Origin of the sequence: Paenibacillus sp. MMO-177, assembly GCF_037147795.1 — a bacterium.
GTDB lineage: Bacteria > Bacillota > Bacilli > Paenibacillales > Paenibacillaceae > Pristimantibacillus.
The window spans coordinates 420,181-445,484 of record NZ_JBBCUR010000005.1; the positions used below are offsets into that span (position 1 = coordinate 420,181).

The following is a 25,304-nucleotide window of genomic DNA, read 5'->3' on the forward strand; positions in this document are numbered from 1 at the left end:
TTGCCCGCACATTGCTTGAACAATATTCAAAGGTTGCAATGCGCTGGCAAAGGCGAACGCTTCGCTCCTCCACGAGATACATTCTTCACTCCATCAACTTCAATTTTTATAATATAAGCAGAAAAGCTGGGCGATTGATTTCGCCCAGCTTTTTTGATGCCGAAAGTTAAAAAAGAGCACCTTCGAAAAGTGCCCTAGCTGTTACTTTCATTTATTTGAATTCAGCAGCCTTCATCTCCCAAATCTGAAGGCAGGAGACTACGGCTTCGCCGGTGTCTGTTCGGAGCTGGATGCCGTTACTGTCTTCCAAAGTTGGGTAAACTCTGGTCGTAAGGCAGGTCTCGTCATCCACAAACACCTCCACAATGGATTGGTCCGCGAAGATACGAAGCTTGATCAGATCCGTGCCGTCTGCAGTTGGCAATACACCTTGGATTGGTGTTTTATGCACCTTTGGAAGCAGGCTTGAATTCGATCGTTCGATGGTAATCGTCTTGGAGGCCAAATCAAGACATACATCGGTATGCTCCTTGTAACAGGCAGAAGCGAATAAAGAAACGGTCAGACTTTTAGCTTCGAACGACTTCCTATCGAGCTCGAGCAGGCATTCGAAGGAGGTTGATTGCACTCCCGTTTGGAACGGCTTTTGTCCGACAGATAGATTTTTAAAGCTGAAATTGTCGCCTCTCAGTAATTCCACCGCAGGCACGGGAGTCATGGAGAGCGCTCCATTTGGCTTTAGATCCACGACACGCGGAAGCGCCAATGCTCCAGCCCAGTCCAGGTTCTCGGGAAATTCTTCGCCTCTGCTGCCCTCCGGGATCCAGCCATGCACAATGCGGCGGCCGTTCTCGTCCACGAATCCGGTTGAAGCATAATAGCCTTCCCAGCCGCCATGGTCGACAGTGCCATGCTTTTGCACATCGATTAGCTTATCTTCGCTGATGGTACCGGAAAGATAACGAACCGGACCGCTTGGAGAATAGAACAATACTGCTTTATCCCCGAAACGGAACAAATGCGGGCATTCCCAGATCCATTCTTCCCCTTTATAAAATACACCTTGGAAGCTCCACTTTTCCAAATCCTCGGAGTTGTATATAAACGCGCAGCCCTTCTCCTCATGGATGCCGCCAAGAATCATTCGCCAGCCTTCTTCCGTCTTCCAGACATAAGGATCCCGCCAGTCCCGAATTTCAAGGTCTCCATGCAGATCCAGAGTTAGGACCGGATTAATGTCCGGTTTATGCCAGGTACGCAAATCCGTCCCCCGGGCCATCCATTGCTGTGCACCCGTAGCCGCATTCCGTTCCCCTTCGCCAATGCTTGTATAGAACAACGTTACTTCGCCGTCATTCACAACGGAGCAGCCGGAGAAGCAGTGGGCCTCGCCCAGCTCATACGATGGAGCCATTCCAACGGGCAGATGCGTCCAATTCACCAGGTCCGGGCTTGTAGCATGCCCCCAATGAATGTCGCCCCACTCGGCCTTTGACGGGTTATGCTGGTAAAATAAATGGTACTCGCCGTTTAACTGAAACGGCCCATTCGGGTCATTCATCCAATTGCGAGGTGCCGTAAAATGATACCTTGGTCTATAACGGTCCATGTTATCTCCCCTATCCTATTGGCTACCAGATTCATACGTCCACCTTCACAATATAAACAATATATTAAATATGTCAACAATTTTAACCTGTTTTTTATCATTCAAGGAGAAGGCGGGGTGGGACGGACTTACAGACTCGCAAATAGCAGGCTTTTTCCGAGTTACAGAGCAAGTTTGGCGTGGGACGGACTCACTGACTCGCAAATAGTAGGCTTTTTCCGTGTTACAGAGCAAGTTTGAGGTGGATCGGACTCATTGACTCGCAAATAGCAGGCTTTTTCCGAGTTACAGAGCAAGTTTGGGGTGGGTCGGACTCACTGACTCCCAAATAGCAGGCTTTTTCCGTGTTGCAGAGCAAGTTCGAGGTTGGGCAATGGGATAAGGCGATACTTAAGCGAATAGTAAAAACGGCCGTGCAGATTCAATTTCATCTGCACGGCCGCTTATTGGTTTAAATCGAGGAGATACTCCCCTACGTATTATGGCTTAATCGCGTCGTAATACTTCGTTTGCATTTCTTTCGCTGCCGCGTCGAGCTGAGCTTGCGTGTCGGTACCTTTTTTCGAGAATACTTCTTGCAGTACGTTAGTCATGGAGCCGTAGTATTCTTGCGTGTTGTACTGAGCCTCAGGCTTGCCGTCAAGCAGAGCATTGGATTCAGCGTTGTATTTGTATACGTTGTCGTACTTGTCGAAGATCGCTTGAACTTTTTTGCCATACTCCGAATCCGGGCTGAAGTAGTTAATGTGCGGCGGAATGAAGTATTTGCCTTCCGTTTTGCGGGCTTGAATGTCTTTTTCGATCGAAGTCAGATAGTCGTCGGTGAAGTAGTCGAACGTGATGTAACGGAACGCCATTTCTTGCTCGTCTTTCGTAGCGTTAGGGTTGATGACGAGGTAGTCGCCGCCCAATACGCCCGTATGTTTGCCGCCTTTTTCGGCTGCCGGCATTGGATAAGTGAGTACGTCTTCGATCTTCATGCCGCCTTGATTCAGCGCTTGCTCCAGTACGCCTTCCGCGCCGGCGATAACCATTGCCGTACGTCCTTGACCAAACGCGCCTACGGCGTCGCCCCAGCCAAGTGCCCAGTCTTTCGGAATAACGTCTGCGTCCCATCTCAGCTTGTTGTAGAAATCGAGAGCTTTCTTGCCGGCTTCGGAGTTGAATGCCGCCGTTACTTTACCGTCCGCAATGTTTTGAATCTCGCCGCCTGCTTCGAACAGGAAGTTGGTCCAGTTCCAGCCTGCCTCGTTGCCTTTGCCCATTGGAGCGATACCCGCGATCCCTTTCTTCGCATCGGCAACGCCTTTAGCCGTATTCACCATGTCGTCCCAAGTCCAGTCGTACGAAGGTACGGCTACGCCTTTGTCATCCAGCATTTTTTTGTTAACAACCGTCGTTGTTACATAACCTTTTTGAGCGATACCGTATACTTTGCCGTCAATGATGAATTGGTTTTGCAGAACCGGGTTGATTTGATCCTTAAACTCGTAGCTGTTGTACAGGTCCGTAATGTCTGCTGCCCAGCCTTTTTCAACGAGGAACTTCGCTTCGGTTGCGTAAGTGTTGAAGAAGGTCGGCGCTTCGTTGGCGGCCATTTTGATGCCGATTTCGTTAGGAGCGTAATGCCAGTCGCTCTTCACGATCTCAACGTTAGGATACACCTTGTTGAAGCGAGCGATCTTGTCGTCTTCCAGCTTGCGGTTTTCGACTTGGTCAGGAAGCGGATAATAAATGCTGATTTTAATTTTCTTTTGCGTAATATCTTCGGATGGTTGTGGAGTGGCTGTTGCCGTGTTTGTGCTTGCGCTTGCGTTTGCGCTTTCAGCCGGTTTGTTGCCGTTGTTCGACGTATTGTTGTTGCCGCCGCATGCAGCAAGAGTCGAACAAAGTAATACCGCAGCTACTGTCGTAAAGACGCTCTTTCTCATTGTAACTCCCCTTCTCGAGTTCGTTTATTTGTTACACCCTCATCATAGTGGAGAGGGATAGGGGCCTGCGAGGTGTATTCCTATTCCGATCATGTGCACGATTACGATTTGAATACTATCCTTTCACGCCGCCCAGATGCAATCCGCGCATGATGTACTTCTGAAAGATCAGGAACACCACGATTGGCGGAAGCATAACCATGGTCAGAATCGCAAACCGGATATTAAGCGCCAGGCCTTTGGCGTTAATAACGTATTTGTAGATCGCCGTCGCCAGCGGATAATGGCTGTCATTATGCATAATGAGCGATGGCCAGAACCAGTCGTTCCAGGAAGACGAGAAGATAAAGATCGCAAGCGTCGAGAAGATCGGTACCGACAGCGGCAGCGCGATCTGCGCGAAGCTTCTCCAATCCGAAGCGCCGTCGATACGGGCTGCTTCGAAAATTTCGTAATGAATCTCGTCGAAGAAGTTTTTGAGCAGCAGCAGGAAGAAGGCATTTGCGCCGGCCGGCAGCCAGAAGGCCGCAAACGAGTTCATGAGGCCAAGATCCTTCAGGTTTACGAAGTTCGGAATGATGTACGTGGTTGGCGGAATAAACAAGGTCATCATAAAGAAGAAATAGACCGCTTTGCGCTTAGGCACGTTCAGCCTCGACAAGCTGAAGGATGCAAGTCCAAGAACGCCTACGGTAATGACCAGGTTGCCTCCGAAAATATAAAGCGTGTTTCTTAGAAACTCCGGCAGATCGATAAAATTCCAGCCTTTGTTAAAGTTGTCGAAATGCCATTCGCTTGGCAGGAACCTCGGCGGGAAGGAATTGACCTCCACGTTGGTTTTGAGGCCGTTAAAGAATGTCGTCAGAATCGGGTAAATCATCGAACAGGACATGACGATCAGCACAAGCACCATGATCGAATAACCGATCAAGATAGGCTTCTTCTTCAGGTCGAACGAAGAGAGTATACCTCTGTCCATCTGTTTCATCGCACGTCTCCCTCCTTGCCTTGAAGCCTGTATTGAACGATGGCGAGCAAGCCCAGCACGATAAACATCAGAACGCCAAGCGCGGCCGCAACCCCGTAATTTTGCTGATTAAAGGCGTATTTTACGATGAGCAGCGCGTAAGTCAACGTCGCATTGTTAGGTCCGCCGTCCAGCATCGCAAGCTGGGATTGGTAGCCCTGCGAGGTGCCGATCAGCTGCAAAATGAGAAGCAGGCCAAGCAGGCCTTTAATCGAAGGCAGCGTGATATGACGGATTCGGTTCCATACGCCAGCTCCGTCGATTTCCGCCGCTTCGTACCAGTCGCGCGGAATGCTGAGCACGGCGGCCAAATAGATAAGCATCGCCGAGCCGAATTGCTGCCAAGATTCCATAATAACTAGGGAGATCATCGACCATTTGGTATCCGTCATAAAGGAGACCGGTTCATCGGCGCCAAACCAGCCTGTAATCACTCCGTTGATCGGTCCGACAGGGTCATAGAACCAGCGCCATAATCCGTACAATACGACTACCGGAATAATATTCGGCAGATAAGCGGCCACGCGGACAACTCCTTGGAACCGGCGAAGCTCGGAGATCGCAATGGCGAACACAATTGGAATCCAGAAGCCGATCACAAGACAAAGGAACATATAATAAACGGTGTTCTTCACCGCCGTCCAGGCGTCCTTATCGTGAAGCGCGACTTTATAGTTGTCGAATCCGACGAAGCTGTTCCCTTTTACAAAGTCAATGTGGTAGAAGCTGTAGATGAATCCTTTGAAGATCGGGACCCATAGAAACAAGATAAAAATAACGAAGGCGGGAAGCAGAAACAGCAGCCCCCAGAAATGCTTCCTCAGAAATACGGCAAACCGGCCTTTACGCTCGAGAGGCACGTTTGCGATAGCGTGTTGCTCCATACAAGTCTCCCTCTTTTCTTTAACAATCCTCTATCCTTATTGTAAAAAAAGGAGCCTCCCGAGGTAATGTGCGTATCCAAGGCAATGATGAGTAATTCTACTTCTTTAGCTCGCTTGGACTCATGCCGTAATATTTCTTAAAAATTTTGCTGAAATGCTCCGGCGACTCGTAACCCACCTTCTCCGAAATCTCGTAACGTCTCATGTCCGTATGAAGAAGAAGCCGCTTGCTCTCCTCCATCCGCAGCTTAACGACGTATTCCCACAGGTTATAACCCGTCTCCTTCTTGAACAGATAGCTGAGGTAGTTCGGGCTTACATGATTGTTCTGCGCCACTTCATGCAGGGTTAGACCCTTTTGCGCATAGTTCCGGTTAATATATTCCATGGCTTTCTCGACAATCAGGCTGGTCTGGGCGGTGAACTCTTCCTCCGTCGGGCGCTGGGAATATTGATTCCAGTTGAAATCCCCGTAATAGAACACATAGTGGTCCTTATGCCGGTCGTTACAGCTTAACGCCTTAATGACCTGGTCTTGAAGGACGTCAATGAATTCGATCCCCTTCAGAATCTGGCTGATGCCGATTACGCTTGTGATCCCCAGATACTTCTGGATGTTGAAGTGCAGGCTGCGGCCGATCATGTCCAGCTCGTTCATAATGCCGGAAGAAGCCGTCTCCCCGTACAACGTCTCGTTCCATTGCAAAATAATATTGATTTCCCGCTCCGATGCGTAAAAGGCGGTATTATTCCAATGCTCGTCAAAGAGCTCGTTAACGATATTAAGCGCGGCATAACGGAGCAGTCTTTCATCCGTCTTCGATAACTCGCGGTTACGGTCCGCAAGATTAAGCCGGATGCGGATCATGGAGAAATAAGGGCCCTCCAGCCGGATCCCGTGCTTTTCCTTCAATATTTGGACAATCTCCTGCACCTTATGCGAAGGCTGGCTGCTCACCAGCTGATTAAGCCATTCGACAGATTGGGGATTCAGCTCATCCATATGAAAATGCTCCTGCATGCCGGCGATCATCTCCTCCTGTTCGGTAGGCTCGGGCTTGTGGAGCTTAAGCAAAACGTTGCGCACGGAATCCAGAAACTGCTCGTTGTTTAGCGGCTTGATCAAGTAATCCTTAGCCCCGAGACGGATCGCCATCTGGGCATAGTGAAACGTCTCGTGGGCCGAAATAATAATCGTCTGCACCCACGGCTTAATTAACTTCGCCTGCTGCATCAGCTCGATGCCGTTCATCGTTCCCATCTGAATATCGGTAACAAGCAGATCAATATCGTCGGTCCGCAGGACGTCCAATGCCTCGTAACCGTTATGAGCCATATGAATGGCGGAAATATCAATGCCGGAAGAAGCCAGTACGCTGCTTAAGCCTTTGCAAATAAGCGGCTCGTCATCGACCACCAGAATGTTATACATCGCCTAGTTCCTTCCTTTCGCCGGCGGCGGGAAGCTGGATCGTAACGATCGTTCCGCCGCCGTTTCTTTTTTTATACTGAATGCCGTAGACATTGCCAAAATGCAGCTGAAGCCGCTGGTGTATGTTTTTCACGCCGTATCCGGAAGACGATTGAGCGGCCGGCTCGTTCAACAGAGACTCAATCGCTTTATGATCCACCTCTTTATAACCGTTGTCCTCCACGCGGATCAGCAGCTTGTCGCCCTCGTATTCCGCGTTTATATGAATCTCGCCGTCTTCTCCCATGTTCTTGACGCCGTGGATGATGGCATTCTCGATCAAAGGCTGCAGCGTAACCTTCGGAATGAGATGGTTCATCATCTCCTCCGGAACCGCCCAGACGACCCGGAAGTCATAGTCGTAACGCTTCTGCTGCAGCTTCACGTAAGCAGCCGCGTGCTCAAGCTCCTCCGCCAGCGTAATCAACTCCCGGCCGCGGCTTAGGCTGATCTTCATCAGCTTCGACAGCTCCTTGATCATTTCCGCGGATTCGGAATTGCCTTCGAGCGAGCTTTTCCAATAAATGCTTTCAAGCGTGTTATACAGAAGATGCGGATTGATTTGCTGATACAAAATTTGAAGCTGGCTTTCCCGCTGCTTGATCTCCATCTGGTATTTGTCATGAATAAGTCCATTAAGCCGGCGGGCCATATCATAAAGGGCTCCAATCAATACTCCCACCTCGTCGTTTCTGCCTTTGCCAGGCGTCTCCGGCACTCTCTTGCCAGGCTCGTAACGGCGGACAAACGTGGCTAGTCTTTGCAAAGGTGTCATTAAAGAACGCCAGAAATAGAAAATAACGATACACCCGAACAGGATGTATGCCACCGATATCAGCTGGATAACCCGCTTCACTTCATTTTGCTGCTGAAGGAGCGATTTGATCGGAATTTTGTAGATTAGCCGCTGCTGCAGCAGCTCATTGTCGCTAGCCATATAAATGTATTCTGAGGTCATAATCGGCTTATTCAGGCTTTCCGCTTCGCCGGAAGCGGTTACAGGAAGCTCAACCGTGGAACCCATGGTCTTCCGGCTTGTGGAGGCCAGAATATAATTCTGCTTATCCGTAAAAAAGATTTCTCCGCCGGGCAAGGACACCGACTGCATGGATTCGGCCAGCTTCTTATCCATGTTGGTCGCGACCAGCACGCCAATGACGCTGTGCCCCTGACTAACCGTATTTACCGCACGGATATAAGCCAAAGTACGCTTCTTGACGAGCATGTCGTTATTTTCGATAATCTCCATAAAGCCTTGACCCTTCAGCCCTACCGCCTTATCGAACCATTTCGGCTTATTGGCATCGGAGAAGAAATAGACGCCGCTTTGGATCATCTGAACCTTTGGCGCAAAGAAATAATAGTTATTTGGATCATAGATATACAAACTGTAATATACGGCTTCCCCGCCGTTTAAAGCGGTCGAATAACCTGCCAGCAAAGCGTCCATTTTCTCGTATTTCCGGACGCGTTCAATGACGGTTTCGTCGTCATCGGGCACAAGCTGCTGAGCCGTGGGGTTCTGGATAATCGTCGTCGTAATTTTGTTGACGGTATCGATATCCCTGTCGATCAGCGTATGGTTCTGTTTGTTCAGTTCAGCGTAGGCATTCGTCACGTGGCGTTTAAGGATCTGTTCGGCCTCCGAATTTCCGTAGCTGTGAAGAATGAATATCGGGCTGACCATGAGCAGGAACAATAGCAGCAGCTGCTGCTTCACGCTTAGCTTGGTCATTGGATTGGAAAAGCCCGTTCTCATGATGACGCACCCCCAGCTTCCTTCCTTTAAATATAGCAAATATGTAATTCGTCAGTATGGCTATTCTTATTTATTGTATAGGTAATTTCACGCACTTCAAGCGTGATTCTAGTAAAAACGACCGATTTTTCGAGATCAAAAAAAGGAAAATATTGACTGCGAGGAGAGTGAGGAGCATAATAGCTGTGTGTTCATCATCACGATTCATTAAGCGGATGGTAAGAATTGCTTCACAATTCTTTAAGCCCATGCTTTCGAAGTAAGAATTGCTTACAATTCTTTAAGCCCATGCTTTCGAAGTAAGAATTGCTTCACAATTCTTTTAGCCCATGCTTTCGAAGTAAGAATTGCTTACAATTCTTTAAGCCCATGCTTTCGAAGTAAGAATTGCTTCACAATTCTTTTAAGGAGTGGTCCTATGTCGAACAAAGTGCTTATCGTAACTGGCGATGCCGCGGAAGTTTTGGAAGTGTATTATCCTTATTACCGACTGCTGGAAGAAGGCTACGAGGCTGTTATCGCTTCCCCGACACAAAAAACCTTACATACCGTCTGTCATGACTTTATCGAGGGCTGGGATACGTATACGGAAAAGCCCGCTCATCAGCTGCAGTCCCATTTGGGCTTCGCCGATGTAGACCCGTCCGAATACGCTGCGATTATTATTCCCGGGGGAAGAGCGCCGGAGTATATTCGCGGCAACGCGGAGCTGCCACGCATTCTGCAGCATTTTATCGATGCCGACAAACCGATTGGCGCGATTTGCCACGGGGCGCAGGTATTCCTGTCGCTGCCCGATTACGGCTACTTCAATGGCCGCACCATGACAGCCTATAACGCTTCTCGCCTGGAAGTTGAGCGCCTTGGCGCCTGCTATGCGGACGAAACGCTGCATGTGGACGGCAAGCTTGTAACCGGCCATGCTTGGCCGGATCTTCCCGGCTTTATGCGCGAGTTCCTGAAGCTTGTCCGCGAGGATGCCGCAACCGCCGCAGGTGCGGAAGCCCTGACTTCATAAATTAACAAATGATCATAAGCTGACCAATAGCTACATTGGATTTTTTGCAGAATAATCGCTCCGATAGGGGCGATAGTGGCTAATTCTCGACCTTTATGCTGGAGTGACTCCAACGTAGATCTGAAGTCCTTCCATATATCCATATTTTCCTGTAGGAGATCCAACGTACGGGAGGAATAAGAAGGCTGTCCCAAAAATCATTACTTTTGGGACAGCTTCTTTTTGATTTTAGCGGGGAAACAAATTCTGCTGATTGCTTTCCCTGAACCGGTTCGGAGACAGCCCCGTAACCCGCCGGAAAATAATCGAGAAATAATTCGGATTGTCGTAGCCGAGAAGCTTCGCCACTTCCCATACCTTCATCTCCGTGGTTACGAGCAGCCTGGTGGCCTCTCCGATCCGGCGGTGAATGGCATAGTTAATCGGGGAAATCCGATAATAATCTTTAAATACATGAGAAATATAATAGGGGTTCACGTGGAATTGCCGTCCCAAATCCTTGAGGCTTAAATTTTGCGTAAAATTCCTGTCGATATAATCCTTGATTTGCTCGGCTAGTCCTGTATTCGATTCCTGCTTAATATGCTGTTGATTCCTCACCGCTCTTCTTAGCAGCAGAATAACGGAATTAATCAAATAACGGCTGATTTTCTCATATCCTTCCTCCTTGATGGAGGATTCATCCACAATCATTTTCATCAAGGCCTCAATTTCCGAGAACACGCGGCTGGACCGGATCACGGGCTCGACGTCAGGCGGAATGACCCAATCCTCGGACGAGCTTGCCTTGGGCAGCGAGAATCCGCAGTAATAAGTGATTAACGGATTATCGCTGAATGACTGCTCTTCATGCAGCACGCCTTTATTGTAGACCAGAATGTCTCCCCCGCTTACGCTATACGATTGTCCTCCAATCGTAAACATCCCTTGGCCGCCGCATACGACGATAATTTCGTGCAAATCATCATGCTTATGGCTCGGAAAATTCCAGTTGGGCGTATCGCTTACTTTTCCGGCATACAGCAGGTGACTTTGTATTTCCTCTCCGGCAACGGATGCCGTCATCCCTACTCCCTCTTTTCCAAATATCCTTTGTCCATACAGCAAGATATATCACATCTCAAACATATACGGCAAGATGCTTCATTGCCGCTTCTCGAGGCTTCCATTAAGCTTTGACTGTAGGAGAGCGAGCCAAAAGAGGTGAGAGTATGCGCGAGATGGAGTGCTGGAAGCAGCACGGCTTTGCTTTATTTCCAAGGGCGGTGACGCATTTTTATGCGCTGCGCTACCTTTTATGGATAAAGGAGCTTCCCGTGGAGCAGCCTTTCGACATTCATCATCAATATTTATGGGATATACGCATGTATGAGCCTGTTTATGAGGCCTTTAGCGAGATACTCGGGACAACCAAGCTGTGGGCGCGTCTTTGCCCGGGCGAACCCGCTCCCGTCCAAGGCGGAATATGCTTGCGGCAATCGGTTCAAGTACCGGTAAACCAGTGGAGAATTGCCAATATCGGCGATTTATTTATATACAACACGAAAGTATGCCATATTGATCTGGACGCCCTGCCGGATTACAGCTGGCTTCCGATCGCCTACTTCCCGGCTGCTCCCGATAATCGGCCCATGCTGAAGGAAAGGATGCGCAGCTGGGATGCTTGTCCGAATCCCCCTTATCTGTCGACAAGGGGCTATAAGCTTCTTGGCTCCGAGCGCTGGTAGAAGCAAGAAATCTGGAGGATCTGCAACATGAAAAAAGAAAACCTGCTTATCTTTACTTTTACCCTGCTGGCCTTTATCTTGGGCACAACCGAATATGTCATAGTTGGTTTGCTGACCCCCATTGCGAGCAGCCTTGGCGTTTCCGTCGCGCAGACCGGCATTATGGTCTCCGGCTTTGCGATTGCTTATGCGGCCGGTACGCCTTTTGTCATGATGGCCGCCGGTTATTTTACGAAACGCCGCGCATTGCTGCTAGGCGCCTCATTGGTCGTTTTGTTTACGATGGGAAGCGCGTTGTCCTTCTCTTATCCGGTATTGTTCCTAACCCGAATGGCAACGGCCGTCTTCTGCGGACTCAGCGTTTCTCTGGCCGTCTCCATCTGTACGGATTACGTGTCCCCCGAGCGGAGAGGACTTGCGCTTTCCTATATTATCGGCGGATTCACCATTGCCAACGTGCTTGGCGTTCCGATCGGAACCTTCGTAGGGCTGCATTTCGAATGGCCTGCCGCCTTCTGGCTGGTTGCGGCTTGCGGGATTGTAAGCATTCTGCTTCTGTACCGTATCGTACCGAGAAATTTGCCCCCCGTGCAAAGCTCGCTCAAAAACCAGTTTCGCTTGATGACAAACCCGAGAGTGCTGCTTGCCTTCTTTATCCCGATTATCGGGGTCGCAGCCATATTCGCCATCTATACCTATATTAATCCGCTTATGCTGGAAGTTATGCATATCTCGGAGGGACGAACCAGCACTATTCTGCTTATATACGGAGCGGTAACGATCGTCAGCAATATACTAGGCGGCAAAATCGCAAGCGGTACTTATATGGCGAAGCTGAAAACGCTGTTCCTGGTTCATGCCGTCGTTTACGTCATCTTTGGTTTTACCTTATCGTTCACGTGGCTTGGCATCGTCAGCTTGATGGCCATTGCCCTTATTTCGTTCTCGATCAATGCGGCCTGCCAGCTGTATTTCATCCATCTGACCGAGCAATACGTGCCCGAAGCCAAGGATTTCGCTTCTTCCCTGCTGCCAATCAGCGCCAATATAGGGATTGCGGTCGGCTCCTCGATCGGCGCCTTTGTAACCGATCATTATGGTCTGCGTTATCTTCCGTGGGCAGCGGCCGCGCTCGCCTTGCTTGCTTTTGCCGCAACGGCCTACAGCTATCATCTTGACCGTTCGGCAAAAAAAGCGCCCCTGCAGGCAGCGTGACAAGCGTAAACGGCTGCGCGTTCTCAAGAGGGGCAACATGCGTAAAGGCTGCACCACCCGTCTGGTGGCGCAGCCTTTTTTCAACGTGAAACGGTATCGCCGTCCTTAGCGGCGCGCGTTTCATCTTAATAATTTAACAAATACAAGTTTTCTTCTTCGTGCCGATCTTTCCCCGCGCTTCTACCTTCGCAATATAGTCGGAGGCAAGCGGAACTTTGCAGGCCGTATTGCCAACGTCGACTTTTACGGCGCCTATGGCTTCCGCTACGGCTTTTGCCTCCTCCATCAGCGGCGCGACGTAAGACGCGACGCAAATGACAAACGTATTCATCGTATACCGCACGCGGTTCCGCTCTTCATGGACGGTCTTTCTGACCTGATCCAGAAGACTGCGGATTTCCGCCAACTCGAGCACTTCATCCGGAGCAACCGTCACGTAATTCGCATAGGCGCTCCAGCCCGCCACCGCAACCATCTCTTCCGGCGACTGCATCCATTCCAAAGCCAGCTCCCGTGCAAAAGGGCTCTCCGCCGTTACATTCGCGACCGTATATTCCGCAAGCGAATACCAATAAGCCTGCTTCACCCAATGACGGAGTCTCTCTTTGGTGATGGTTTTCGGGTTAACCGTCAGTCCTGCCAAATACATGGCATCGTGATTGCCGGAATCGTACAGCTTGTACACCAGCTCCTGGTCCTTCTTCACCTCTTTGACCAGCTTCTTCATGTCGCCGATCTTTACGCCAAAGAAAGGCTCCTTCGCACCGTGCCGCACATACGTGCTCTTGGTCTGCGCGCTTCCCATTCCCTCTAACGCCCGCAAAACTTCATCAAAGGTCATTTCTTGGCCTCCAATTAAACGTTCATCTCATTCGAGTATACTGCCGCGGCAAGACATGCGCAAACAAAGTAAAGCGGCTATCGCCGTCAAAATCTTATAAATTATTAGAATTACAAAAAGAGCTGACAATCGGCGCATCATGCGCCGAATTGTCAGCTCTCATTTATATTAATCGGTGAATGGCAGCCAGCCTTCTCTTGCCGTCAGCATGCGCCATAAACCGTCGGGAATTACAAGCTGCTTCTGCGAGCTTAAGCTTAAGCGGGGCTGAATCTCGTCCTGGCGTCCGGTTTCCACCTTCTGTACCCAGTCCGGATCCGTCAGCAGCACGCGTCCAATCGCAACTAGAGGAGTGCCCGTTTGTTGAACTTCAATGGCCTCATCGGCCGAGTGAATCGAACCTACGCCAATAAGCGGCACACGGCCAGCTACCCGATCCGCAATCCATTCCAGCCTTGTTTTGCTGTCATCCGCGCCACGCGCCGGCTTAGAACGGTAGTCAAACAACGAGACATGAAGATAATCCAGTTCCTTCCGCGCAAGCTCATCCACCAGGCGGAACGTATCCTCCATCGTTAGCCCCGGTGTCTCAGGCTCCTCGGGAGAGAAGCGGTATCCGACCAAGAATGGCCCTTTGGCGTGCTCAGCCGCAGCCCGTTTCACCTCTTCAACAATGGCGAGCGGGAATGCAAGCCTACGGTCGATATCTCCACCCCACTGGTCGTTTCTGCGGTTGGAATGCGGCGAGTAGAACTGCTGCAGAAGATAAGTGTTCGCGCCGTGAATTTCAACTCCGTCGAAACCGGCAATCGCCGCGCGGCGGGTCGTCTCGCCGAAATCACGGATAATCGATACAATCTCCTCATGCGTCAGCTCGCGAGGAACGACATCCGGACTCTCCGTTGCGGCAACGGCGCTAGCGCTGACCACATCGCCGTTTGGCACCAATGCCGGAGGTACCCGGCGGCCGCCATGGAAAATTTGCAGAACAGCTTTCGCCCCTTTGGCTTTGATCGTTTCCGCAAGACGGGTAAGTCCCGGAATCATGGCATCGCTGTCTCCGCCAAATTCCCCGGGAAATCCTTTGCCGTTTGGCGTGACATAAATACATGCCGTAATGACCATTCCGGCTCCCTCGGAGCGGCGGGCATAGTATGCCAGCTCCGCATCTGTTACCGTTCCATCATCATTAGAGGATGAGTGCGTCATAGGCGCCATCACAATGCGGTTCTTTATTTCCACGCCACTCGGGAAAACAAAAGATTCAAATAACGGTTTATATTTCTGTTCCAAAATCTCCACTCCTATCGTATACTCTTTTTACGCATTAACTGTAACAACTTTTGTTACTGTAATATTATTATATACAGTTAATCGAGTCAAGCAAAAATTTGTAATTTTGCCGTCACCCTATATCGTGCCCCAAAAAGCCCCGTCTCGCATTGGAGACGGGGCTTTTTTTATACATATTGTATCTAGGCATAGCCTTCATATTCGAAATAATCGAAATAAGCCGGAGCCGATGGGCCTTCCGCTGTTCCAACCGCAAACATACCGAGGCATACGCCCGTAAACGCCCCATCGGCATCCGGCGTTAAGGCTTCCATCGGCAAAATTCCTAGACTGGTCCACTCCGCGGACGCTCCGCCTAAGGTGTATAACAGCTCATACTGCTTCTCGTCCGAACGGATCGACAGCCGCACGGGAACCTGCTCCTTAATCGGGGTAAAGGCTTCCGTTCCGCTTCCTTGCGCCATCGCTGTCACAAGAATGCCGGTCTGCCCATCTTTCTTCGTTATTCCGATCGAGTAATAAGACTTGTCGCTCAGCCGCGCGGCAATTCCCGCCTGCTCGCCTTCTCTTCCCGGCGCAAAGGTAAGGCGAGTCTCGCTGCTCATCCGATGGTGCTGCTGTCGGCGGCAGACAAATACATTAGCCCCTCCGTCGCGAAGACCGTTGGCGTTGCCGCTTAGCTTGAGGCAGCCATCTCTTTCCGTTAAAGACATCTCCTCCGGTACAGGGGTCATGCGGGTATACATCCATTCGAGACCAAGCCCTTCGGAAGAGAACTTTGTGACGGACCTGCTCAAGCCAAAGGCGGATGTATGGCTTTCCCGGATAGCCGGCCCTTCCATGACTAATGATACATGGCCTTCATTATTGTCAATCATCGGCCAGCCGTCTTCGCTCCAGCGAACGGGAGCAAGGAACGTCTCGCGGCCAAGCACGCTGCCCTTCCCGCCTTGCGGCCGAACGCCAAGAAACAACGCCCACCACTGGCCATGCACATCATCGAGCAGCTCGACGTGTCCGGTGTATTGAATCGGATGATCCTTTAACCCGTTATGCGTCAGAATCGGATGCGGCAGCAATTCGAAAGGTCCGTAAGGAGAGGTGCCGCGCCCGATAATTTCCCGGTGCATCGGCCCCGTTCCGCCGGAAGCGGTCATCATATAATAAAAGCCGTTTATTTTGTACAGATGCGGACCTTCCACCCAAGGTCCTTCATCGCCCTCAAATACAACAACCGGCTCCGTTAAGGCCTCGCCCGTCAGGATATCTATCTCGTATTGGATTATATGCGAGGTCTCGCCAAAGCCGGCCTGCGACGTTACGTACACTTTGCCGTCATCGTCAAAAAACAACGAAGGATCGATATTGCCGTAAGGAACCCGGATCGGGTCGGACCATGGCCCGGCCGGATCGGTTGCGGTTACGTAAAAGTTACCGATTCCGTACACATCCGTTGTAATCATATAAAATACGCCTTCATGATAACGAAGCGTAGGGGCGTAGATGCCCTCCGAGCTATTGCGGCCGAGTAAATTTACCTGGCTTTCCCTGGTCAATACATGGCCGATCTGCTCCCAATGAACGAGATCCTTGCTGTGAAACACCGGAACGCCCGGAAAATATTCAAAGGTGCTGGTCACCAGGTAATAATCTTCGCCTACCCGGACAGCGCTTGGATCGGGATAAAAACCCGGTAATACCGGGTTCGTATACGTAATCTTGCCGGTTAATGCATGTGCCATGAATCGATTGCCCCGCTTTCTACCATTCGGTTATTTTCCGGAAGGATGCTTTCGGCTCATGCTTGGCATCAAATACAAACGGCCAGTTTTTCCGGCCGCGAACCGGAAAGTTATCCAGCCAGGTGTAATCGTCGGCCGCGCCCCAGAACGTAACGGCGGTAATTACCTCTTTGTACTCGCGGAACAGCTCGAATACCTGCCCGTATCGTTCCGCCTGCCGCTCCAGCAAGTCTGCCGTAGGCTCCGTCAGATCCGTCCGCTTATCTTCATGATCGAATACCGAAATATCCAGCTCCGTGACCTGCAGCTTAAGCCCCGTTGCCGCGTAACGCTCGATGGCCTCGCGGATCTCGGCAAGGCTTGGACCGTTCAGATTCCAATGTCCCTGCAGGCCTATACCGTGAATCGGAACCTGTTTAGCCTGCAGCGATTGGACGAGGCGGATGATTTTGTCCCGCTTTTCCGGATTGCACTCGTTGTAGTCATTGTAGAAGAGAAGCGCTTTCGGATCGGCGGCATGGGCGTATTCGAAGGCTTTCGCGATAAAGTCTTCGCCGGCCAGGTTCAGCCATTTAGACTCGCGGAGCCACACATCGCTTTTATCCTCGATTGCCTCATTCACGACATCCCAGCAATAAATAATGCCTTTATAGCGGCCAACCACGGTATCGATATGGCTCTTCATCCGGGCAAGCAGCGTTTCCCTGTCAACGGGTTCTCCACCCGCAGCTTCAAATACCCAGTCTGGCGTCTGATTATGCCAGACCAGCGTATGCCCGCGCAGCTTCTTGCCGTTTGCCGCCGCAAAGTCCGCGATTTTGTCGGCTGCTTCGAACGTATACAGCCCTTCCTGCGGCTGAATACGCTCGAACTTCATATCGTTCTCGGCGGTCAGACTGTTGTAATGCGCGGTAAGAACATCCTTCTGGGATTCAATCGTCGTCAGATTAACCGCTGCCCCAATGTCAAAGTAATCGTTATAAGCGGAATAAAGTGCCAGTGGCTTCGAAAGGTATGACATATCATGCACCAACTCTTTCCTTGTAGATTTAGTAAATGACCCGGTTACGGGCATCCGAAATGCCGGATTTGCGGTAGAAGTACGTATTAACGATGTCGCGCCATTGCTTGGCATTCTCAAGCTGCTTATTCAAACGGCCCGTCACATGGCGGAAGCGGTCGCGGTCAACAAGACCCTCAAGCTCTTGCCAGCGGCTGATCCAATATTCGACACGCTCCACGCCGGCAAAATGCGTATCGTATATGTGCTGAATAACCGTCTTGCCCGATTTCAGCCGATGCGTGTAAGGGACATGATGGAAGAAGAGCAGCAGCTCATCCGGACAAGCCTCCAGGCTGTCGTAGATCTCGGCATTAGGCTGCGTATATTGACTGCTGTAGCCGGTACCCGTCGCCACGGTACGGTCAACCCCGATTCCCTTATGGTCGGCAAAATGGTACGTTCCCCACTTGGAATACTCGTAGCCGTCAATATCCGGTCCGTAGTGATAATGAGGCGTAACCATCCAGCCCACGCCAAGCGGCGCCGTATAATTCTCGTAGATGGACCATGATTCCAAGAGGAAGTTAACGAGAACATCCTTCACGTTCTTATTGCCGCCAAACGTTTGAACGGCCCATTCCGCTGCGATTTCCTCTGAAGACAGCTCCGGATTCCAGATCAGGCGGCCGTAGCCGTACAAATTCGCCTGCGCCAAATGATGCCCCGTCCAATTCTCGTCATTGCCGATGTTGCTGACAGCCGTAATGCCGCTGTGCGTATAAGCATGAACGTTGCCTGCCGCAATCTCCTTCACCGTGCTGCCCGCGCCTTTGACGTAAGTATCAAAGTTCAACACTTCCTTCCACTGCGGAATCAGGAAGCAGACATCCTTCTGCTGGCCCGTATATTCCTGGGCAATCTGGATTTCCATCATCTGGTTGGTATGCTCCATCGCGCCAAAGAGCGGCGAGACCGGCTCGCGGACCTGAAAGTCCATCGGACCGTTCTTGATCTGCAAAATCACATTGTCCTTGAAACGTCCGTCCAGCGGCTTGAAGTGATCGTATGCGGCGCGTGCACGGTCGGTTGAACGGTCGCGCCAGTCCTGATGGCAGTTGTAGACGAAGCAGCGCCAGAGCACAAGTCCGCCGTACGGCTCCAATGCTTCGGCCAGCATGTTGGCTCCGTCCGCATGGTCTCGTCCGTAGGTAAACGGACCTGGACGATTCTCGGAATCGGCTTTTACCAGGAAGCCGCCAAAGTCCGGAATATAACGGTATACTTCAGCCGCCTTCTCCTTCCACCAGCCGCGCACGGCCGGATCAAGAGGATCGGCTGTTTCCAGGCCGCCAATCTCAATCGTTCCGGCATAGTTCACGCTCAGGAACAGCTTAATGCCGTATTCGCCAAACACCTCGGCAATGCGGGCAACATCCGGCAGAAGCTTCTCCGTAATAAGGAATGTCTCTTCGCGGTGAACGTTGACGTTATTAATGGCAATCCCGTTAATGCCAACCGATGCCATCAGCCGGGCATAATCGCGAATCCGTTCCGAATCGGACAGCACTTTGTTATTCTCGTAAAAAATCGAACGGCCGGAGTAACCGCGCTCCACGCTGCCGTCGATGTTATCCCAATGATTAATCATGCGCAGGCTGTATTTCGGCGACTCGGCCAGATCTAGCTGCTCAATCCCAGCCCCGGACTGCATGAGGCGCAGCAGATGGAATACCGCGTACAGAACCCCCTTCTCGGACTTGCCGGCTGCGATTATATATTCCTTTTCCGCTTCGCGTACGGTTTTTAACAGGTAGCCCTCATTGGTTAAAGCGGTTACATCGCCTGCCGCATCGTCTACCCAAGTGCCGCCGCCGAGTACCCCGAGCACGATAAACCGCTGCCGGGAAGCTTCGTGCGTAACCGAAGGCGCTGCGCCCAGCATGGAGCGGATTCCCCTCGACAATTCCAGAGCGGCAGTCTTCATGATCCCTTCTATCGGCACTCCCGCAGGCAGCACCAGCTCGCCCGCCCAGTCTTTGTATCGCTCCGCGAGCTCTTCATCCGATACTTGATCGTATCTAAGCCATGCCGCGTATCCGTTGTCTCCCATCTTTAATCCCCCTAATAAGAAATGTCACACAAACAGCCAGAATTAGAAAAAACGCGTCCGCCCGATGTAAAGTCGAGGGACGCGTGATTCAAGCGATTAACCTTTAACGCCGCCTACGGTCATCCCTTTAACAAAGTATTTCTGCAGGAACGGATATACCAGAATAATCGGCAGACTCGCAACAATCGTCATCGTCGCACGGATTGAGGTTGGCGTTACCGCCGTGACGCCGCTTTGTCCGGCTGCAAACTGATCGCCTGCATTGGTTGACGATGCCGCCGTATTGGAGGTTTGCAGTATTTTCATTAACTCATATTGCAGGGTGCTCAGGTTAAGATGCGAAGAGTTGTACAAAAATACGTCAAACCAGGAGTTCCATTGATACACCGCTACGAAAAGCGATACGGTTGCAAGAGCAGGCACGGTGAGCGGCAATACGATTCGCATAAAGGTAATGAATTCGCCGGCGCCGTCAATTTTCGCCGATTCCATAATGCCGTCCGGCAATCCTTCGATAAAGGAACGGATAACGATCATATTAAAGACGCCGATGATGCCGGGGATAATATAAACCCAGAACGAGTTAATCATATGAAGCTCTTTGATCAGCAAGTACCCCGGAATGAGACCGCCGCTGAAGTACATCGTGAAAATCGCGACCAGCGTTACGAATTTGCGAAGAACAAACTCCTGGCGGCTGATCGTATAAGCCAGCATGGCCGTACAGAAGACGGAAGTGACCGTGCCGAGAATCGTACGCAATGCGGAGATCAGCGTAGCGTGATAGATGGAAGCTTCATTAAAGATGTATTTGTAGTTATCCCAGGTCCACATTCTTGGCCAAGCGTATATGCCGCCGCGGATCGAGTCATTCGCATCATTAAACGACAAAGCGAACATATTAAGGAAAGGATATAGCGTAACCGTCACGATGAGCAACATAAAAACTATATTACTTATATCAAAAATCTTATCCGGAATAGAGCTGTACCTGGCTTTGGCCGAACTCTCTTTCATGTCGATAGCCTCCTTGCTTCGTCCAACTTTCGGGTCAATCTAGAACAGTCTGCTCTCGCCAAGCCGCTTCGCAATCGAGTTGGCCGACAAGAGGAAGATAAAGCTGACGACCGTTTTGAACATGCCGGCTGCGGTAGCCAAAGAATAGTTGCCCATGTTCATGCCGTATTTCAACACGAATATATCAAGGTTCTCGGAATAGTCCACGGTCATACCGTTGCCCAGCAAGTATTGCGGCTCAAATCCCGATTCCAAAATATTTCCAAGATTCATGATCAACAGGATAACGATTACCGACTTCAAGCCCGGTAAAGTAATATGCAGAATCCGCTGGAAACGGTTCGCCCCGTCAATCTCGGCAGCTTCGTATTGGGAAGGGTCAATGGTTGTAATAGCCGCCAAATAGATAATGGTGTTCCAGCCGACGTTCTTCCAAACTTCCGATGCGCCAAGGATGCCCCAGAAGTAATTCCCTTTGCCCAGCCATAAGACAGGCTGATCAATCAGATGCATTTTCGTCAATAGGATATTAACGATCCCTTCAGGCGCAAGCGCCGAGGAAATAATATTGGCCGCAACGACCCAGGAAATAAAATGCGGTAAATAGCTGATCGTCTGTACGACCCGCTTGAACATCACTTGGCGAAGCTCGTTTAATAAAATCGCCAATACAATGGCGGTAACAAAACCTAATACGAGATTGATGGAGCTCATTACAATCGTATTTCTTAACACGCGATAGAAGGAATCGTCGCTGAACAGGAAGCGGAAGTTTTTCCAGCCTACCCATTCCTGATCGAACAGCCCCTTTGCCGGTCTGAACTTCTGAAAGGAGATGGTCCAGCCCCAGAGCGGTACGTACTTAAACAGGAACAGCCATAATACAAACGGCATGGACATAAATACGAGCACTTTTTGCTGCATTAGCTTTTTGAAAAACAGTTGAAGCCGTGATCCGCTTGCTTTTGGACTCCTGACAACAGATGGTGTAACTTCTTGTATGTTCTCCACTTGCTCTTCCCCTCTCTAGCATCCTGCATGAATCCAATAGATCGGAAGGCCGGAATCAGCTTTCCGGCCTTCCGTCTACTTTTATTTGCTTACCACTTGCCCGCGATACGGTCTTGAACCACTTTCGTCACGAAGGTTTCGTAGCCTTTCACGTCAAGCTTGCCCATTTGGCCCGCATAGTCGTTCCAGATCGAGTCAAATTCGCTTGGCTTGGCAAGAACAAGCTTCGGAACGTATTTCTTTTGCAGGTCGCTGGCTTTTTGCTGGAAGATCTGCTCAGGCGTGCCTTGGCCTTTGTTGATACTCCATGCCGGGTACCAAGCACGCTCGTCAGGCTTCGAGAAATATTCGGAGAAGGTCTTCGCTCCGTAGGCGTCCAGCAGGGCTTTGTCGCCGTCCGTGTAACCCGCGTAAGCGACTTCAGGCTGGTTGCTTACGGCATACGAGTTGCCGTCCGCCAGCACGGAGTTGTTGCCGTAACGCGGCCAGCTGTATTCGAAGTACTGCCATCCGATGGAGCGTTTCTTCTCAGGGTCATTGCGGTCAGCGATTTGCTGCGCGTCCATCACGTAACGGCCGTTAGCGTCCACGGTGTAGTTCTGATCTTTAACGCCCCATTGAACGAGAACTTGGTTCTCTTCCTTAAGCAGGTTGTCGAAGTACTTTATGATGCGGACCGGATCTTTTGCTTTTACCGAGATGCCGATACCGCGGTTGTTAACGAAGCTAGGCGGATCCACGTATTGGTCTTTCGTATTCTCGTCGAATACGATTGGCAGCGGAGCGTAACGCTTCTCGTCGATGCCGGCTTTCATCAGGTTGTTTGTCGCGTCGCCAACCTGCCATGCGTAGTTGAAGTAGCCAAGCACGCGGCCGGAAGTCAGCTTAGCCAGGAATTGGTCTTTGTTCGCCGTAAAGGTCTCCGGATCGAACAAGCCTTCAGCGTTTACTTCGTTCAGCTTTTGCAGCCATTTTTTCTCGATATCCGTAGCAGCGTAAGTTTTAGCCTCATGCGTGTTCATGTCGACGATAACGTCGCCGTCATTCGGGTAGCCCGCAAGGTGCATGGAAGGGTTCGTAATCGAGAAGAAGCTGTCGGCAGGACCCGCTAAGGACGCAAAGCCGATCGTGTCCTTGCCGTCTACCTGCGGGTGCTTCTCTTGATATTGCTTGATCAGATCGAAGTATTGGTCAAGCGTCTTGATTTTCGGATATCCCGCTTCCTTCAGCACGGAGCGCTAGATCCAGAATGCACCTTGGCTGATGCCCGGATCGCCGATGTAGCCTTGGTTCGCGCCAAACGGCAGGAAGTACATTTTACCGTCTGCTTGTCTGAATTTATCGAAATAAGGACCGTATACGCGTTTGATGTTTGGACCGTATTTTTCGATCAGATCATCAAGCGGAATAAATGCGCCGGCGTCAAGCAGCTTGTCGATTTCGCCTTCCGGAACGATAACGTCCGGATAGTCGCCGCTTGCGATCATAACGCCGGATTTCGTTTGCGGGTCGCCAACGAGGAATTCCATTTTCCAATCTACGCCGGTCTGGTTCTGCAGCTCTTTGCCGATAACGGTGTCGCTCGCAAGAGTGTCCTTCTGGCTGGTGAAGCTGTAGTACGAGAAAGTGACGGGCGTTTTGTCATCTGCTCCGGGAGAAGCGGAGTTGGAAGCTGCACTGCTGTTATCGTTATTGCCGCCGCAAGCGGATGCCGTAACAGCTAACATTGCAGCAGCCAAGCTGACAGTTAAAAGCTTTTTGTTAACCATTTCTGTTTTGACCCCTTTCGTCATTTCAACGTGTTTGTTGTAAGCACTTTCATCATAAAACGAATCCGAAAGCTTGATTACCCCTCAAACTTTAGTTCGTACTTTGAAAAGCATAGTTCAGCTTTTTTGCCGTTTATTGTCCGTTCATGTCGAGCGGAAGACGCAGCTCAACGGTTGTTCCATGGCCTTCTTCGCTAAAAATGTCGAATTCAAAGTAGTCTTTATAGCATAGCTTCAGCCTGGTATAGACGTTTTTCATGCCGACGTTATCGCCGATCGAATCATCCAAGCGCAGGTAATTCAGCAGCTCCGCCAGCTTGGCTTCGGACATGCCAATCCCATTGTCGGACAGCCTGAACATCAGCTTGCCTCCGGCAATTCCGATGTGAATCCGAATAAGACCGATTCCCGGCGAGCTTTCAATGCCATGAATGCTGGCGTTCTCGACAAACGGCAGGAAGGTCATCTTCGGAATCATCTGATCGTATACGGCGTCTTCAACGGTAATCTGGTATTGCAGCTTGTCTCCAAACCTGTATTTCTGAATTTCAAGGAAGCATTCGGTCAGCTCGATTTCCTCGCGGATCGATACCCAGCTTCGTTTCCAGGAGATCGACTTCCGGAAAATTTTGGCCATATAATGAATCGTCTTCGCGGTCTCGGTTTCTCCTTTCATCAAGCTCCGCATACGAATCGTCTCCAGGGAGTTGAACAGGAAATGGGGGTTAATCTGACTGTGAAGGGCATGAAGCTGCGCCTGCCGCTGACGGATCTCAAGATCCTTCTTCTGAATATCAGCCAGGTAGACATCGGTAATGAGGTTGTCGATCCGCTCGGTCATCCGGTTGAATTCGCCGGTTAATTGGCCGATTTCATCGCGCGCATCATCAAGCGGGATCGTCTCGAAATGCTGGTTTTTCACCTTTTTCATATGCTTTACGATCTTAACGAGACGTTTGTTGATGGATCTGGAGAGTGCCGCGATAATCAGAGAAGGCAGCACAAAATTAATAAGCGCCAGGTAGATAACGAAGGAACCGGATTTCCGCACATCATGCAGGAAGCTGCCCTCGTTAATGACGCCATGCAAGGACCAGTCGTTCAAATAATTGTTGTTCGTGTATACCTTGTCAAAGGAAAGAGAGTTCTTCGGCATCGGAAGCGCTTCGCTCTTCAGCGCGTGTGAGAGCCAGTCTGCGCTGGAGTCATTGGAATAGAGCACCGTACCTTCCGGATTCAAGAAGTAAAGGCTGCCCTCAAAGCCGGATATCGCAAACAGCTGCTTAACCGTTGCCATATTTAGATCGATCTTAATCAGATTGTTGTAGCCATTGCCTTTGACATAATTCAGTTTTTGAACAAGGCTAAACGTGTCTCCATCCTGTATGAACAACGGATAAGACACATTCGTCTTCATGAAATCCCGGTACCAGCCGGCTTCCTTCTCCGTCTCGCTGATTGGCATAATAGGACCGGAGGACAGCACGGTTGGATTATCGGTATAAATAACCGTAGCGCCGATCGTTTTGTATGCCTGCTCGGATTTGTTGAAGACGCTTCGGATATTGTTGAAAGCCTCTACGTATTCAATTTGAGATTCGTACTTTTTGTCCAGCAGCTGATTCAGCATCGGATCGATATAATACAGGTAGGAGATGCCTGCCGCTTCATCGATGACAGCACGAAGCTCGCCCTGAAGCTTCTCCAGGGCGATATCGGCGTCATGCGATTTTTGGTTTTTAATATTGTTGGTTGTCACGTTATAGAAAACGATATTGGTTAATACGATCGGGATAAATACGCACAAAATGTACATCAGCAAAAGCTTGTCCCGCAATTTTAGATGATTCCAATGAAATCTGCCCATCAAATCTCCA

At 50.4% G+C, this 25,304-nt stretch carries 18 protein-coding genes and 1 pseudogene; 3 read left to right on the forward strand and 16 right to left on the reverse strand.

Annotated features, from left to right (window positions below; all coding sequences use genetic code 11):
- Positions 1-211 precede the first annotated feature (211 nt).
- From WFK81_RS20045 to WFK81_RS20070, 6 genes are all read right to left on the reverse strand, one after another.
- Positions 212-1,609 (reverse strand): glycoside hydrolase family 32 protein, encoded by a 1,398-nt coding sequence (locus tag WFK81_RS20045; RefSeq protein WP_336788148.1) that lies wholly within the window; start codon positions 1,607-1,609, stop codon positions 212-214.
- 479 nt (positions 1,610-2,088) lie between these two features.
- Positions 2,089-3,540, reverse strand: coding sequence for an ABC transporter substrate-binding protein (locus WFK81_RS20050; protein ID WP_336788149.1), 1,452 nt, complete (start codon positions 3,538-3,540; stop codon positions 2,089-2,091).
- A 115-nt stretch (positions 3,541-3,655) separates the two neighbouring features.
- Positions 3,656-4,528, reverse strand: coding sequence for a carbohydrate ABC transporter permease (locus WFK81_RS20055; RefSeq protein ID WP_336788150.1), 873 nt, complete (start codon positions 4,526-4,528; stop codon positions 3,656-3,658).
- Complete coding sequence (locus tag WFK81_RS20060) at positions 4,525-5,451, reverse strand: carbohydrate ABC transporter permease (protein WP_336788151.1); 927 nt, start codon at positions 5,449-5,451, stop codon at positions 4,525-4,527. Before WFK81_RS20060 ends, WFK81_RS20055 begins: the two co-directional genes overlap by 4 nt.
- Before the next feature lie 97 nt (positions 5,452-5,548).
- Positions 5,549-6,883: a response regulator gene (locus tag WFK81_RS20065; protein ID WP_336788152.1), complete on the reverse strand. Its 1,335-nt coding sequence runs from the start codon at positions 6,881-6,883 to the stop codon at positions 5,549-5,551.
- The gene (locus tag WFK81_RS20070) at positions 6,876-8,681 is read right to left on the reverse strand and encodes a cache domain-containing sensor histidine kinase (protein WP_336788153.1); all 1,806 of its coding nucleotides are present in this window, start codon (positions 8,679-8,681) and stop codon (positions 6,876-6,878) included. Before WFK81_RS20070 ends, WFK81_RS20065 begins: the two co-directional genes overlap by 8 nt.
- 418 nt (positions 8,682-9,099) lie before the next feature.
- Between WFK81_RS20070 and WFK81_RS20075 the strand changes: the two genes are divergently transcribed.
- A complete protein-coding gene (locus WFK81_RS20075) occupies positions 9,100-9,699 on the forward strand; it encodes a DJ-1/PfpI family protein (protein ID WP_336788154.1) in 600 nt (199 codons plus the stop codon).
- 228 nt (positions 9,700-9,927) lie between these two features.
- On the opposite strand, the gene WFK81_RS20080 is transcribed toward WFK81_RS20075, so the two are convergent.
- Positions 9,928-10,764, reverse strand: coding sequence for an AraC family transcriptional regulator (locus WFK81_RS20080; protein ID WP_336788155.1), 837 nt, complete (start codon positions 10,762-10,764; stop codon positions 9,928-9,930).
- A 146-nt stretch (positions 10,765-10,910) separates the two neighbouring features.
- Between WFK81_RS20080 and WFK81_RS20085 the strand changes: the two genes are divergently transcribed.
- Complete coding sequence (locus WFK81_RS20085; protein WP_336788156.1) at positions 10,911-11,426, forward strand: hypothetical protein; 516 nt, start codon at positions 10,911-10,913, stop codon at positions 11,424-11,426.
- A 27-nt stretch (positions 11,427-11,453) separates the two neighbouring features.
- The gene (locus WFK81_RS20090; RefSeq protein ID WP_336788157.1) at positions 11,454-12,641 is read left to right on the forward strand and encodes an MFS transporter; all 1,188 of its coding nucleotides are present in this window, start codon (positions 11,454-11,456) and stop codon (positions 12,639-12,641) included.
- A 133-nt stretch (positions 12,642-12,774) separates the two neighbouring features.
- Here the strand turns inward: WFK81_RS20090 and WFK81_RS20095 are convergent, their stop codons facing one another.
- The 9 genes and pseudogenes from WFK81_RS20095 to WFK81_RS20135 all read right to left on the reverse strand — a co-directional run bounded on the left by WFK81_RS20095 (position 12,775) and on the right by WFK81_RS20135 (position 25,294).
- The gene (locus tag WFK81_RS20095; protein WP_336788158.1) at positions 12,775-13,482 is read right to left on the reverse strand and encodes a DNA alkylation repair protein; all 708 of its coding nucleotides are present in this window, start codon (positions 13,480-13,482) and stop codon (positions 12,775-12,777) included.
- 168 nt (positions 13,483-13,650) lie between these two features.
- On the reverse strand, positions 13,651-14,775 hold the full coding sequence (locus tag WFK81_RS20100; protein WP_336788159.1) for an NADH-dependent flavin oxidoreductase: 1,125 nt from the start codon (positions 14,773-14,775) through the stop codon (positions 13,651-13,653).
- Between the two features lie 182 nt (positions 14,776-14,957).
- Complete coding sequence (locus WFK81_RS20105) at positions 14,958-16,517, reverse strand: glycoside hydrolase family 43 protein (RefSeq protein WP_336788160.1); 1,560 nt, start codon at positions 16,515-16,517, stop codon at positions 14,958-14,960.
- 19 nt (positions 16,518-16,536) lie between these two features.
- The gene (locus WFK81_RS20110) at positions 16,537-17,538 is read right to left on the reverse strand and encodes an endo-1,4-beta-xylanase (protein ID WP_336788161.1); all 1,002 of its coding nucleotides are present in this window, start codon (positions 17,536-17,538) and stop codon (positions 16,537-16,539) included.
- A 28-nt stretch (positions 17,539-17,566) separates the two neighbouring features.
- Entirely contained in the window at positions 17,567-19,630 is a 2,064-nt protein-coding gene (locus tag WFK81_RS20115) for an alpha-glucuronidase family glycosyl hydrolase (RefSeq protein ID WP_336788162.1), read from the reverse strand.
- 96 nt (positions 19,631-19,726) lie between these two features.
- On the reverse strand, positions 19,727-20,647 hold the full coding sequence (locus tag WFK81_RS20120) for a carbohydrate ABC transporter permease (protein WP_336788163.1): 921 nt from the start codon (positions 20,645-20,647) through the stop codon (positions 19,727-19,729).
- Between the two features lie 39 nt (positions 20,648-20,686).
- Positions 20,687-21,589 (reverse strand): ABC transporter permease, encoded by a 903-nt coding sequence (locus WFK81_RS20125; RefSeq protein WP_336788273.1) that lies wholly within the window; start codon positions 21,587-21,589, stop codon positions 20,687-20,689.
- Positions 21,590-21,747: 158 nt separating this feature from the next.
- A pseudogene (locus tag WFK81_RS20130) lies at positions 21,748-23,427 on the reverse strand (ABC transporter substrate-binding protein).
- Positions 23,428-23,560: 133 nt separating this feature from the next.
- Positions 23,561-25,294 carry a sensor histidine kinase gene (locus WFK81_RS20135; RefSeq protein WP_336788164.1) on the reverse strand — a complete coding sequence of 578 codons (1,734 nt, stop codon included), beginning with the start codon at positions 25,292-25,294 and terminating at the stop codon, positions 23,561-23,563.
- Positions 25,295-25,304 lie beyond the last annotated feature (10 nt).

Coding starts and splice junctions, on each gene's coding strand:
- WFK81_RS20135 (WP_336788164.1), bottom strand. CDS start 25,294: ATGGGCAGATTTCATTGGAATCATCTAAAATTGCGGGACAAGCTTTTG.
- WFK81_RS20120 (WP_336788163.1), bottom strand. CDS start 20,647: ATGAAAGAGAGTTCGGCCAAAGCCAGGTACAGCTCTATTCCGGATAAG.
- WFK81_RS20105 (WP_336788160.1), bottom strand. CDS start 16,517: ATGGCACATGCATTAACCGGCAAGATTACGTATACGAACCCGGTATTA.
- WFK81_RS20065 (WP_336788152.1), bottom strand. CDS start 6,883: ATGTATAACATTCTGGTGGTCGATGACGAGCCGCTTATTTGCAAAGGC.
- WFK81_RS20060 (WP_336788151.1), bottom strand. CDS start 5,451: ATGGAGCAACACGCTATCGCAAACGTGCCTCTCGAGCGTAAAGGCCGG.
- WFK81_RS20055 (WP_336788150.1), bottom strand. CDS start 4,528: ATGAAACAGATGGACAGAGGTATACTCTCTTCGTTCGACCTGAAGAAG.
- WFK81_RS20110 (WP_336788161.1), bottom strand. CDS start 17,538: ATGTCATACCTTTCGAAGCCACTGGCACTTTATTCCGCTTATAACGAT.
- WFK81_RS20095 (WP_336788158.1), bottom strand. CDS start 13,482: ATGACCTTTGATGAAGTTTTGCGGGCGTTAGAGGGAATGGGAAGCGCG.
- WFK81_RS20115 (WP_336788162.1), bottom strand. CDS start 19,630: ATGGGAGACAACGGATACGCGGCATGGCTTAGATACGATCAAGTATCG.
- WFK81_RS20075 (WP_336788154.1), top strand. CDS start 9,100: ATGTCGAACAAAGTGCTTATCGTAACTGGCGATGCCGCGGAAGTTTTG.
- WFK81_RS20085 (WP_336788156.1), top strand. CDS start 10,911: ATGCGCGAGATGGAGTGCTGGAAGCAGCACGGCTTTGCTTTATTTCCA.
- WFK81_RS20050 (WP_336788149.1), bottom strand. CDS start 3,540: ATGAGAAAGAGCGTCTTTACGACAGTAGCTGCGGTATTACTTTGTTCG.
- WFK81_RS20090 (WP_336788157.1), top strand. CDS start 11,454: ATGAAAAAAGAAAACCTGCTTATCTTTACTTTTACCCTGCTGGCCTTT.
- WFK81_RS20070 (WP_336788153.1), bottom strand. CDS start 8,681: ATGAGAACGGGCTTTTCCAATCCAATGACCAAGCTAAGCGTGAAGCAG.
- WFK81_RS20045 (WP_336788148.1), bottom strand. CDS start 1,609: ATGGACCGTTATAGACCAAGGTATCATTTTACGGCACCTCGCAATTGG.
- WFK81_RS20080 (WP_336788155.1), bottom strand. CDS start 10,764: ATGACGGCATCCGTTGCCGGAGAGGAAATACAAAGTCACCTGCTGTAT.